The 12,749-nt window shown below is 45.7% G+C and carries 11 protein-coding genes and 1 other RNA gene; all 12 read right to left on the bottom strand.

The window, feature by feature from the left end; all coding sequences use genetic code 11:
• Positions 1-125 precede the first annotated feature (125 nt).
• Positions 126-541, bottom strand: an RNA gene (rnpB, locus tag MKY99_RS23260) — RNase P RNA component class A.
• A 64-nt stretch (positions 542-605) separates the two neighbouring features.
• Entirely contained in the window at positions 606-1,721 is a 1,116-nt protein-coding gene (locus MKY99_RS23265; RefSeq protein WP_076284780.1) for a Nif3-like dinuclear metal center hexameric protein, read from the bottom strand.
• On the bottom strand, positions 1,697-2,467 hold the full coding sequence (locus tag MKY99_RS23270) for a class I SAM-dependent methyltransferase (RefSeq protein ID WP_339271763.1): 771 nt from the start codon (positions 2,465-2,467) through the stop codon (positions 1,697-1,699). Before MKY99_RS23270 ends, MKY99_RS23265 begins: the two co-directional genes overlap by 25 nt.
• Before the next feature lie 5 nt (positions 2,468-2,472).
• Entirely contained in the window at positions 2,473-3,297 is an 825-nt protein-coding gene (locus MKY99_RS23275) for a hypothetical protein (protein WP_339266582.1), read from the bottom strand.
• Positions 3,298-3,403: 106 nt separating this feature from the next.
• Positions 3,404-4,537 carry an RNA polymerase sigma factor RpoD gene (rpoD, locus tag MKY99_RS23280; protein ID WP_042130309.1) on the bottom strand — a complete coding sequence of 378 codons (1,134 nt, stop codon included), beginning with the start codon at positions 4,535-4,537 and terminating at the stop codon, positions 3,404-3,406.
• Positions 4,538-4,577: 40 nt separating this feature from the next.
• The gene (dnaG, locus tag MKY99_RS23285; RefSeq protein ID WP_042190927.1) at positions 4,578-6,398 is read right to left on the bottom strand and encodes a DNA primase; all 1,821 of its coding nucleotides are present in this window, start codon (positions 6,396-6,398) and stop codon (positions 4,578-4,580) included.
• Between the two features lie 39 nt (positions 6,399-6,437).
• The gene (locus MKY99_RS23290; RefSeq protein WP_042194373.1) at positions 6,438-6,914 is read right to left on the bottom strand and encodes a DUF188 domain-containing protein; all 477 of its coding nucleotides are present in this window, start codon (positions 6,912-6,914) and stop codon (positions 6,438-6,440) included.
• Positions 6,915-7,153: 239 nt separating this feature from the next.
• On the bottom strand, positions 7,154-9,229 hold the full coding sequence (gene glyS / locus MKY99_RS23295; RefSeq protein ID WP_339266585.1) for a glycine--tRNA ligase subunit beta: 2,076 nt from the start codon (positions 9,227-9,229) through the stop codon (positions 7,154-7,156).
• Positions 9,222-10,109 (bottom strand): glycine--tRNA ligase subunit alpha, encoded by an 888-nt coding sequence (glyQ, locus tag MKY99_RS23300; protein ID WP_042130314.1) that lies wholly within the window; start codon positions 10,107-10,109, stop codon positions 9,222-9,224. Before glyQ ends, glyS begins: the two co-directional genes overlap by 8 nt.
• A gap of 425 nt (positions 10,110-10,534) precedes the next feature.
• A complete protein-coding gene (gene recO, locus MKY99_RS23305; protein ID WP_339266587.1) occupies positions 10,535-11,290 on the bottom strand; it encodes a DNA repair protein RecO in 756 nt (251 codons plus the stop codon).
• A 36-nt stretch (positions 11,291-11,326) separates the two neighbouring features.
• Positions 11,327-11,470 (bottom strand): YqzL family protein, encoded by a 144-nt coding sequence (locus MKY99_RS23310; RefSeq protein WP_076117313.1) that lies wholly within the window; start codon positions 11,468-11,470, stop codon positions 11,327-11,329.
• Positions 11,471-11,582: 112 nt separating this feature from the next.
• Positions 11,583-12,476, bottom strand: coding sequence for a GTPase Era (gene era, locus MKY99_RS23315; RefSeq protein ID WP_339266590.1), 894 nt, complete (start codon positions 12,474-12,476; stop codon positions 11,583-11,585).
• Between the last annotated feature and the right edge of the window lie 273 nt (positions 12,477-12,749).

Genomic DNA, 12,749 nt, shown 5'->3' on the forward strand with positions numbered 1-12,749 from the left:
AAATATAAGGATAATGTATAACGTGAAGCTTATACTTTCTTATATTTATAAAAAAGCGACGTGATCCGGTTTCCCGAGATACGCCGCCGCTTGTATGGTTGTTGTTGTTATCATAACGTTGCAGTTAGGAAAGTTTGCCGTAAGCCGGGTTCTGTGCTCGTCGTGGTTCAATCGGGAACTACCCTCCCACCATAAGCGACAATCATCTATCTAGGCCGTACATTACTGCACAGCTCCAGCGACCAACCTAGACGCGCCTCAGGCTAAGGCTGCCTATTCCAATAAAGGAATCTGCTGCGTCTCATTAGGTCTTGCTCCAGATGGGGTTTACCAGGAACGAAGTCACCAGCGTTCCTCGGGGTCTCTTACACCTCGGTTCCATCCTTGCCTGTGCCGCCCTAAGGCGGCCATCGGCGGTCCATTTCTGTGGCACTATCCTTCGACTCGCGCCGACTGGACGTTATCCAGCATCCTGCCTTATGGAGCCCGGACTTTCCTCCCGTGACGTCTTCACGTCACCGGCGATTGTCTGTCAAACTTTCCGAACAACATTATATATTATACAGACATCACCTGTCTGGCACAAGCATTATTAAATGGCAATTTTATAGGAACTTAAATGGCTCCGTATTCACCTGCGAAGCATGTACAGCTGTATCGTACTTATGCTCCACCAGTTTCCCAGTCATCCACTCTGCTACTTTCTCTTTCATGATCTTCTCTGCATTATGTCCTGGATCAATCAGAGTGATCCCAGCGAGCACGGCATCCTGTGCTGTATGGTAATCAAGATCTCCCGTAACCAACACATCCGCACCGCGGAAAATAGCACTGTTATAATACTTTCCACCCGAACCGCCGAGAACAGCCGCTTTACGAATTGGACGATCCAAATCACCCACAACACGTACATGGTCAACTTTCAGACCTTTTTTTACCGTCTCAACGAATTGCCCAAGTGTGGTAGGCTCTTTGAGCTTTCCAACCCGCCCAAGCCCTAAACTGCGGCCTTTAAGATCCATCGTGTACAAATCATAGGCAACCTCTTCATAAGGATGAGCCTTGAGCATAGCCTGTACCACTTTATTGCGGATATTGTGTGGCACGATTGTCTCAATACGGATCTCCTCAGCACGCTCCAGCTTCCCTTTCTCCCCGATATAAGGATCTGTGCCTTCTCCCGGAATAAAAGTCCCGTATCCCTCGATATTGAAGCTGCAATGACTATAGTTGCCGATTGCCCCTGCTCCTGCATTCAAAATGGCATCCAGTACCTTCTGATGATGATCCTTCGGCACAAACACAACCAGCTTTGACAATTGCTCGGAATGAATGTCTTTAATAGGCACTCCGTTCTCTATACCAAGAGCTTCCGCCATCCAATCGTTCATTCCACCTTCGGTAACATCCAGATTAGTATGACTGATGTATACCGCGATGTCATTTTTAATCAATTTTTCATACATTCGGCCCATTGGAGTGTCTGTTTGAATCCCTTGCAGCGGACGAAAAATAATCGCATGGTGGGCAATGATTAGATTACAGCCGAGACGAATTGCCTCTTCAACGACTTCATCGTTCACATCCAGTGCAACCAGTACATTGGTTATTTCTTTCTGTAAGGAACCTAGTTGCAGACCGACTTTGTCCCAATCTTCAGCTAAATGCTTTGGAGCCAGCTGCTCCATATATTGAATTACTGTTTGTCCTTTGGCAAGCATTGCAGCACCTCCGTAATCTCCTTGATCTGTTCTCGAATTAATTTTCGTTTATTCTCCGCAGATTCGAGTTCTGAACGTGACAATGAAGTAAGAATGCCTTCCAATTTTTGAACCTCTCCCTGCCATTTGGCAAAAAACACTTCATTCGGTGCTTGAATCAGAAAAGGTCCCATCTGTAGCAAGGTCTCCTGACCACGAACCATAGCGGAATCGCCTAACGTTATCTCTCGATATACATTGGCATTTGTAATTCCGGCACCTGCATCCTCTGGTACAGCTGTTAATACTTCATATAACTTGCCGTCTTCTTCCAGAATACTTTCAGCGGTAAGAACCCATTCATTATTTAACAGCCAGCGGCGCAAAATATCCTCGCCCACATTCGGTTGAAGTACCAGTGTTGTAACATCCTTAAGCTTGCCTTGACTCTGACCACGGTCTAAAATCGAGGCAATTAAAGCCCCTCCCATGCCAGCGATCGTGATACAATTAACTTCACCAGGTTCCAGTACCTCAAGGCCATCTCCTCGACGCACCGAGATTATCTTCCCTAATCCGGCCTCTGCAACGCCCTTACAAGCAGCATCAAAGGGACCCGGGTTTACCTCACCTGCTACTGCGAATACAGCCTTACCGCTTTCTACAGCAGCCACAGGAAGCAGAGCATGATCAGAGCCGATGTCTGCCAACCTGCTTCCTTGCGGAATTTGTTCCAGCAATTGCTGAAGTCGATCTGATAATTTCACATTGTTCATGTTGCCACCCACGTTATCCATTTTTTTCGAAACAAGAACAGCAGGGCCAAGCCTACCGCAATTTTTAAAATTAGCATAAACGAAATCCACTGTGGATAATCCTGCCTCAATAAAAGAGCATCGAGTTCCGGCATCATCCATAGTGATACTCCCACTGCAAAAAAAACACTGGCAACGCCTTTAACTTTGTGATGTAATAGCCAGCTCAGCCACACCATCATTACACAGAGTGGAAGCCATAAGAGCTCAAGCTCTAGCATCGAAGCCTCAGGGCGTTTTCCACCGAAGAATCCCGCATATAATAAGGCCCAAAAAGCATAACCGCAATACTGAAGCAAGCCTATACGGAGCACAAATCCCAGAATGCACCATAACAAGCCACAAGCCCCAATCAGAATCGGTCTCCAGAGCTGAGGATCAAGATCATGCAAAGCAATCAGCCATAGCCCAAAACCAAGCGATAACACACTGCCCAGCCCCGCCAGGATAAGACTAATAACATGATTTCGGTTCCTGTAAACCGCTGAGTATCCATAACAAATAATTAATACGGATAGTGCTGTTGCAAGTTGCAAAGGCCAGGGAAAAACGCTAAAATAAAGACTAATCAAGAAAATCAAGGAAATAATTCCAAAACCAAACAGCCAAATTTTGATGTTTCCCTGCTGTAGATTCTTCAGCGAAATCGGATTGTTATCCTTCGCCGCAGCTTCATCATCATACAGGTTGGTTAAGAAGTCACAATATTGCTCTGGCAGCAATTTGTTATTTCTCCAATACTGTATCTCTTTTATAATAATTTCGCGTTTTTCCAAATTCACTGGCTCATCCTTCTTTCCAGATACACAAGGTCAGCACTTTTAGGGTCGTAATTCAAATAAAAGAACCTCCTGCTACTGAGCAGCAGAAGGTCCAGTTCATGAAATACTATTCAAGGAAATCCTTAAGCCGTTTACTGCGGCTAGGGTGACGAAGCTTACGCAATGCTTTAGCTTCAATCTGGCGAATCCGTTCGCGGGTAACACCGAACACTTTGCCCACTTCTTCAAGTGTTCTCGTCCGGCCATCATCTAGGCCAAAACGCAGACGAAGTACATTCTCTTCACGCTCCGTGAGCGTGTCCAGTACATCCTCCAGCTGTTCCTTCAGCAGTTCATAAGCTGCTGCATCCGCAGGAGCCAAGGCTTCCTGATCCTCAATGAAATCTCCCAGATGTGAATCGTCTTCTTCACCGATCGGTGTTTCGAGCGATACTGGTTCTTGGGCAATTTTCATGATTTCTCTAACTTTCTCAACCGTCAGCTCCATCTCAGCCGCAATTTCCTCTGGCGAAGGTTCACGTCCCAGTTCTTGCAGCAATTGACGAGAGACACGAATCAGCTTGTTGATCGTCTCAACCATGTGTACAGGAATACGAATCGTACGTGCCTGATCCGCAATCGCGCGGGTAATGGCCTGACGAATCCACCAAGTTGCATACGTACTAAATTTGAACCCTTTGTTATGGTCAAATTTCTCTACCGCTTTGATCAGACCCATATTACCTTCCTGAATCAAATCAAGGAACAGCATACCGCGTCCAACATAACGTTTAGCAATACTTACTACAAGACGTAGGTTCGCTTCAGCGAGACGACGTTTGGCTTCCTCGTCACCATTCTTAATACGCATAGCAAGCTCTACTTCATCGTCAGCCGACAACAGCGGAACGCGTCCAATTTCTTTTAGATACATACGGACAGGGTCATTAATCTTAATCCCTGGCGGCAGTGACAAATCATCATCAAAGCTGAACTCATCGCCCTCTTTGTCTTCATTGTCCTCATTTGGCCGGAGGCTGTTAACCTCCTCATCGTTCTCGTTTACAACTTCAATCCCCAAATCACTGAGTTGTTCATAGAACTCCTCCATTTGCTCGGGGTCTTGATCAAACGGCGATAATTTCTCCATAATATCTTTGTATAGCAATGATGATCTTTTCTTGCCTTGCTCAATAAGCTGATCCTTAACCTGATCCAAAGTAAATTCTGCTTCCAATTCAGTATGCTGATCGTTCGCCATAATTCGACTCCCTCCTCCCTAGGTACATCCTGTCAACATTTCATTGTCTCTCTAGGGCTATAATCTCACTTGCTATTTGTGCCGCACGCAAAAAGTCACCTGACTTTTCCGCCTGAATCATCTCTTCACGCTTTTGATCCATCTTGCGCTGCAGTGGGTATTTCCGTACTTCACGGATACAATCATCCAGCACCTGCATATTCCAGTCTGGAGGTGTATCCATCATGGAAATTGATGTAGCAGTTTTCTCTAGACGATCATCCTGAAGCGATGATAGAAACCGACTAATGCCGGGTGGTTTGCCTTGCGCGTAATAGGCATATAGATAAGCGGCAATTGCCGCATGATCATCGATGTTGAAATCTTCTCCGAGGCGTTCGCCCACATACGTGGCAGCTTCCGGGTCCTGAATCATAAAGGACAGTAGACGCCGTTCCGCGACATGATAAGCGGGCAGCAAAGTTGGTGTCTGCACTTGCCCTTTTTTATGCCTACCATTATTCCACCTTTTGTCGTTATTATCCCCTTCAGGGATGTTTTTTTGCATCGATGCCCTAAGTAAATTACAATCCTGCTTCAAACTATCATATGAAAGTTCCAGCTCAGAAGCGATTTCCCTTAGGTAAACCTCTCTCTCTGTCGAGGAATGTAACGAAGCAATGACCTCCAAAGCTTCTTTGACGTAGGCAATTTTGCCATCTTCCTCTAGGAGTATATGGTTTTTTTTCAGATATATAAGCTTAAATTTTATGGATGAAACCGCTGAATCAATAACTTGATCCATAAACCTTTCTCCACCATGCATTGAGATGAATTCATCTGGATCGAGCCCGCTTGGCAGTAAGGCGATCTTTACACGCAAGCCACTGCCTTCAAGCATTGGAATGGACTTCATAGCAGCTGCTTGTCCTGCCCGGTCACCGTCATAAGACAGTACAATTTCATCGGCCAGACTCTTCATCAGTGCTACATGACTTTCAGTTAAAGATGTTCCCATTGTTGCTACACCGTTATGCACACCTGCTTCCCAGGCCGAAATGACATCTCCGTATCCTTCAAAGAGGACGATTTGCCGCGTTTTGCGGATGGATGCTTTGGACTGGTGCAAATTGTATAAAATCCGGCTTTTGTTAAACAATCTACTCTCTGGAGAATTAAGATACTTGGGTTGTCCTTCACCAAAAATTCTTCCGGCAAACGCAATCACCTTGCCTGTGCGGTTCGCAATCGGAAAAATAATCCGACCACGGAAACGGTCTATATAGCCTTTACCCTCACCTCGGGCAGACAAGAGTCCACCTTTCTCCATCTCAGCAAGGTCAAAATTCCGTTTCTCCAAAAATTGTAGCAAAGTATCCCAGCGGTCCGGAGCATATCCGATCTGAAACTGGTCAATCATTTTATCGCTGAAGTTCCGGGCTCTTAAATACTCCATTGCGGCTTTGCCGTGTTCCGTATTCTTCAGCAAGTAATGATAAAACTTTGCAGACCATTCATAAGCTTGAATCAACCGATCGCGTTCCGGATCAGGAGGAGACATTAGGCCTCCCTTACCTTCAGGAACGGGAATATCACTTTCTTCAGCCATTATTTTGACGGCTTCGGGGAAGGTTAATCCTTCGATTTCCATCCTAAATTTGATGGCATTTCCACCCATGCCGCAGCCAAAGCAATGAAATACTCCCCGGTCGGGGGTAACTGTAAAGGAAGGGGTTTTCTCCGAATGGAACGGGCAGAGGCCCCATAAATATTTCCCCTGCTTGGACAAATGGACTACCTTACCGACTGTATCGACAATATCATGACGTGCAAGCACGCTTTCGATAACTTCTTCCGGAATATTCCCGTGTCCGCTAGCCACTTCAACCACCTTCAATTCTTAACAAATAAATATAATTCGCTATTGCTCCACATTCTCCTGCAAAAGTATTAAAAGTTTTGTCATTTTATGTTGAAAATAAATTTTTTCTTCTGCCGTTATAGGTTTTGGACCCTTAGAATAATGTCCCCGTCTTCGTTCCACGGCCCTGGCATGCCTGCCTTCCAACATAAAATCCATTTTGGAATCGTCATATTCCTGGCCACGAAAAGAAAGAACACTGCAACGTTTCCCGAGCGCAAGTGCAGCGAGACCATAGTCCCCAGTCAATACCACATCTCCAGCAGAAATATGATTGGCAATATATAGATCGGCGCTCTGATCTCCCCGGTCCACCTGCACAACCGTTACACCCTCTTCAGCTTTCAGTGCATGGTCATAAGAAGATACCATCAGTACCGGCACACCAAAGGCGCGGCCAACTTCAGCAATCTCTTTTTTGACCGGACAAGCATCCCCATCCACGACTATAGTTCTAGACCGGGACTTCTTCTCCATGATCATCACCAATTTCCTGTGTAATATATATACGCCCTTACCGCAAGAATTCCTTCTTTCTATGCATAAATACGGAACGGATGTCAAATGACGCATTGGCACCGTTCCGTATATTTATACCCCAAACCAACATTCTATACCATAAGACACAAACTTTTCTTATAGATGTTGTTGAAAAAGCTGTCCTTTAATCAAATGTCGAATCTTGAATTCAGCCGGGAACTCCGATGCTCAGTCGTTTACCAAACGAGCTTGCCAAAATCAGCAAACGCCTTGGAGTCAGCATCAATACCAGCTAGCAAAGCTAAACGGTTAGCACGTACCTGCTCATCCTCTGCCATAACCATAACGGAATCGAAAAATGCTGTAACAGCATCTTTTAGACCCGAGAGAATACGGAGTGCTTCTTCGGCATTATTCGCGGACATCGCTTCAAGATACGGTGTGTGTAATTCCTGCCATGTCTTGTACAGCTTCAGCTCAGCATCTTCTTTAAGTAAAGAAGGATCAATCACTTCGCTGGTTGCTTTAGCTGCCAAATTACTGACACGAGTGAGTGAATCTACTGTAATTTTAAAGTCTGCTTGGTCTAACACAGCACCCATAAGCGCACGGCTTCTGCCCACAACATCTACCACGTTGTCAAAGCCAGCTGCTGTAACAGCGTCCACAACATCATAGCGTACATTGTCGGATAAAAGTCGTTTAACACGCAGACCGAAGAACTCGTACAGGTTTATACGTAGTTCATCGTCAGAATGTTTCGAATTCCCTGAATTTTTATGAATTTCAATCGCTGCTTCAAAAATCTTTCGCAGCGTAATCGGCAATTTATGCTCCAGCACGATTTGAACAATCCCTGCAGCCTGGCGACGCAGTGCGTAAGGATCCTGTGAGCCTGTTGGGATAATACCGATAGAGAAGCAACCTACAATCGTATCGATCTTGTCCGCAATGCTGACAACTGAACCGGCATCTGTCGATGGTACTGCATCACCCGCGAACCTTGGCTGATAATGCTCAAAGATTGCTTTTGCCACAGTTTCAGGTTCTCCTGCTTTGCGTGCATAATCTTCACCCATGGTGCCTTGAAGTTCTGGGAATTCATAAACCATTTGAGTCACAAGGTCGAATTTGCAAATATCAGCAGTCCGACTTACTTCAGAAAGGGTTATATCAGACAATCCCAACTTTACAGCAAGACGATCGGAGATTTGGCGAATACGACGCACTTTATCTCCAACACTGCCAAGCTCTTCATGGTAGACGATATTCTCCAATTTGGCTAGTGCATCATCAATCTTCATCTTTTGATCTTCTTGATAGAAGAATTTGGCATCTGATAGACGAGCACGGAGTACCTTCTCATTACCCTTAGCAATAACATCCAAAGATACTGCATTCCCGTTACGCACCGTTACGAAGAAAGGTAGAAGTTTGCCCGCTGCATCAAATACCGGGAAGTACCGCTGATGCTCACGCATCGAAGTAATCAGCACATCCTGTGGAATGTTCAAGAAAGATGGGTCGAAGGTTCCGAACAACACGGTTGGTGTTTCAACTAGGAACAGTACTTCCTCCAAAAGATCCTCTTTGATCGCAATCGTCCAGCTTTTTTCTTCAGCCAATTGATTGATTTGTTTCAGGATCAATTCTTCCCGTTCCTTCACGTCTACAAGGACATGCTGCGCACGCATGCTCTCAACATATTGTGCAGGCTCCGAAATTACAGTCTCTGTACCCAGAAAACGATGTCCACGGCTCACATTACCCGCTTTTACATCCGTAATTTCCAAATCAATAATATCTTTCCCGAAAAGAGCAACTAACCAGCGGATCGGACGCACGAATTTAAAATCGTAAGCTCCCCAACGCATGTTTTTCGGAAAAGTCATCGCATTTACGATCCCTAAAAGACCTTCAGAAAGCAACGAAGCTGTCTCTACCCCAGCACTATTTCTAGTAGCATAGATATACTCAACTCCAGCAAGCTCTTTGAACGTAAATTGCTCCGGAGATACACCCTGACTACGGGCAAACCCTAAAGCAGCTTTGCTCCAGTCCCCGTTTGCATCCAGTGCGATTTTGCGTGATGGTCCTTTGACTTCTTCGCTGATATCCTCTTGCTTCTCAGCCGCATCCTTAACAAAAACAGCGAGACGACGTGGCGTTGCATAAGCAGTAACTCCAGCATGGGTAATCCGTGCAGAATCCAACCACTTGGATGTTCTATCTTGCAGCTGTTCCATCGCAGCGCGGATAAAACGTGCAGGAATTTCCTCCAGACCGATCTCAAACAGGATATCTTTAGACACGGTCAGCACCTTCTTTCTTCAGCAGCGGGAAGCCAAGCTTCTCGCGTTCCTCAAGATATGTTGCCGCTACAGAGCGGGCAAGATTACGCACTCGGGTAATAAATCCAGTCCGTTCAGTAACACTGATGGCTCCACGTGCATCCAGCAGATTAAAGCTATGTGAGCATTTCAACACGTAATCATAGGCAGGGAACACAAGATGCTGCTCCATCGCTCTACGCGCTTCTTCTTCGTACATGTTGAACAGTGAAAATAGCATTTTTACATCAGATACTTCAAAGGTGTAAGTAGAATGCTCAAACTCCGGTTGATGAAAAACATCACCATAAGTCATGCCGCTAACCCATTCAAGATCAAATACATTTTCTTTATCTTGAATGTAGGATGCTAGCCGCTCCATTCCGTAAGTAATTTCTACGGCAACTGGATTGGCCTCAATTCCACCGACCTGTTGGAAGTACGTAAACTGAGTGATTTCCATACCATCTAGCCATACTTCCCATCCTAGGCCTGCACAACCCAGCGAAGGGTTCTCCCAGTTATCCTCAACAAAACGGATATCATGCAAGAGCGGATCAATGCCGAGTGCTTTCAAACTATCCAAGTAAATCTCTTGAATGTTATCAGGCGATGGTTTGATAATGACTTGAAATTGATGATGCTGATACAGACGGTTCGGATTCTCCCCATAACGTCCATCGGATGGGCGACGTGAAGGCTCTACGTACGCAACTCTCCATGGTTCAGGACCTAGTGAGCGTAAAAATGTCATAGGGTTCATCGTGCCGGCGCCTTTTTCAGTGTCATAAGGCTGTACGATAATACAGTTCTGTTCAGCCCAGAACTGCTGCAGCGTCAAAATCATCTGCTGAAAGTTCATAATACCGTCTCCTTCGCTTTACAAGTTTTTTAGTTCATCTTGCTTAAAACTTCTTACCATGGAGGCGGCATTTTTCGCTCCTGACAGCAACAAAAAACCCCCGCCCCCATGCCTGATTAACAGACATAGGGACGAGAGCTTAACTTATTCTCCCGCGGTTCCACCCTACTTGATTCCAACCCTTGATTCAGCAATATCACTTGCTAAAGACAAGAACGAAATCCACTTTCATTCGCCGTATCCGTACTCCCGGGTGCCATGTTCATGAACATTGTCCCGCCAGGCTCTCACTACCCCCAGCTCGCTGAATCGCGACAATATCGCTCATTACTTTCCCGATCAATGCACGTTCTCCCGAAGTGGAGCAAAACGGCGATAATCTTATAATTAAACTGTTCCTATAGTAACGGAAAAATCAGATTTCGTCAAATCTTGTACTTGTCGAGCTGATCCAGGAAATTCTGTGATTTTAGCTTTAATCCAAGCTGCACATCCATAAAGGCACGCATAATTTTTTTTAGCTCATCACGGCTGCTTTCTTTGACATCCACATTCCCTAATCTAGTTAGATCAAGTCTGGCGAATAAGCGTAGTAATTTCAACGCACGAGCAGAGACCTCCATTGCTGGAGGATCATTATGTTTACAGCTGCGGCAGAGTGCTCCACCAAGGCGAGGGCTTATCAGCAGTTGTTCATCAGGCTTTTCAGCTCCACATATCACACAGGTGTCGAACTCTGGACCATAACCGGCTGCTTGCAAAATTTTCATTTCATAAACATTTATGATAACTCCAGGTTCCTTATCTTCTTCAAGTGCGTTCAAGCAGGCCGTAAGCTGGCGAAACCAGAAGCTCCCCGTCTCCTCATCATGCAGGACTTTATCAAGCAGTTCACAAGCGTATGATGCATATGCTGCTTTAAACAAATCCTCACGCAGAGGATGGTGAGACTTCGTGATCTCGCCGGAATTCAGCGTCCCAAGACCTCCGTTATTTCTAAAAAAAACAAATTCCCCGACGGTGAACAGCTGGATCAGGGCAGCATGGCGGCTCTTAACCTTCTTAGCACCTCGTACCAGAACTCCTACTTTCCCGGCGTTCTCGGTGCAAAGCGTAATAATTGCGTTCCCCTCGCCGTAGTCCATGCTGCGGATGACGATCCCTTCCACCCTGTGTAGCATGCCTCTTCCCCCAACCATTCGGCAAGCAACCAGTCCTTATTGCGCTTCTTCATCACAGACCTTCTCTTCTTCCACTAGCTGTAATCCACTGTCTTCAAGTGGATAGCCAGCTTCCTTGTATAGCAGGTAAGCATCGACGTCTCCTGTCATTGCAAAATACTTCCACGAAAAGTTTCGCATTCGTATTCATCCTTTCTTGGGAAAGACGATGTCTCTTCAAGAATTAGGATGTGCGATGAGCCAGGTTCTATCCTTGCAATTCCTGCCAAACGAGGAATGACGGATAAAGATCTTAAAGGTCTTTATGGAAGCCCAAATCCCGCAGAACGCGGTCCTGATTACGCCAGTCTTTTTTCACTTTTACCCATAGCTCCAGAAAAATCTTCGAACCCAAAAGGTTCTCAATGTCTGTCCGAGCGCGTCTGCCAACCTCTTTCAGCAGCGCACCTTGCTTACCGATAATGATCCCCTTCTGAGAATCACGTTCAACAAAAATAACGGCAGACACATGCACAACACCATTCGGCTCAACCCTCATATCTTCGATAGCCACAGCAATGGAATGCGGTACTTCTTCGCGCGTCAAATGCAGAATCTTCTCACGAATTAGTTCTGCGCACACAAATTGCTCAGGGTGATCCGTAATTTGATCTTCTGGGTAGTATTGCGGACCTTCTGGTAAATACTTAGCGACTTGCTCTAACAGCGTGTTAACATTGCTACCCACCTTGGCAGAAATTGGAATAATTTCAGCAAAGTTATGCAGCTTGTTATACTGAGCCATAAGTGGGAGCAATGCTTCCGGCTCTATTTTATCGATCTTGTTGAGTACAAGAATAACTGGCGTCTTAAGTCCGTTTAATTGCTCAGCAATGTATCGGTCTCCACCGCCCAAGCCATCTGCAGCATCCACAAGGAACAGCACAGCCTCAACTTCACCCAGCGTGCTCATTGCAGTTTGGTTCATGTAGTCGCCTAGCTTGGACTGTCTTTTATGAATACCTGGTGTGTCCAGGAACACGATTTGCGAATTATTCGTTGTATAGACCCCATGGATTTTGTTTCTAGTGGTCTGTGGCTTATCCGACATGATTGCAATCTTCTGTCCAATAACCTGGTTCATGAGTGTCGATTTGCCTACGTTCGGTCTGCCGATAATTGCGACAAAGCCTGATTTGAATTTCATATTATCTTCCTTCCATACTTTCCTTCTAGTTCAATCTTTTTCAATCATTCAATCTTTTTCAAAGCTTTTTCGATCCCCCTAAATCCCCCTTAGCCAAGGGGGACCCCAAGGGCCCCGGCCCTCTGGACACCCGGAAATAGGCGTACCTGCAACGTTCGGCGGGATTAGAAACGGTTGTGCATGAGCGCTTTCGTCCCCTATCGGGGACACGCTTCACTGTCGCTTATTCACACGGTTCGCATTAAGCTCACCATGGATAGAGATTACTGAGAT

The organism is Paenibacillus sp. FSL R5-0470 (assembly GCF_037975205.1).
Classification (GTDB): domain Bacteria; phylum Bacillota; class Bacilli; order Paenibacillales; family Paenibacillaceae; genus Paenibacillus_AQ.

Coding starts and splice junctions, on each gene's coding strand:
- MKY99_RS23265 (WP_076284780.1), bottom strand. CDS start 1,721: ATGCTTGCCAAAGGACAAACAGTAATTCAATATATGGAGCAGCTGGCT.
- rpoD (WP_042130309.1), bottom strand. CDS start 4,537: ATGGCGAACGATCAGCATACTGAATTGGAAGCAGAATTTACTTTGGAT.
- MKY99_RS23290 (WP_042194373.1), bottom strand. CDS start 6,914: ATGGAGAAGAAGTCCCGGTCTAGAACTATAGTCGTGGATGGGGATGCT.
- glyQ (WP_042130314.1), bottom strand. CDS start 10,109: ATGAACTTTCAGCAGATGATTTTGACGCTGCAGCAGTTCTGGGCTGAA.
- recO (WP_339266587.1), bottom strand. CDS start 11,290: ATGCTACACAGGGTGGAAGGGATCGTCATCCGCAGCATGGACTACGGC.
- MKY99_RS23310 (WP_076117313.1), bottom strand. CDS start 11,470: ATGCGAAACTTTTCGTGGAAGTATTTTGCAATGACAGGAGACGTCGAT.
- era (WP_339266590.1), bottom strand. CDS start 12,476: ATGAAATTCAAATCAGGCTTTGTCGCAATTATCGGCAGACCGAACGTA.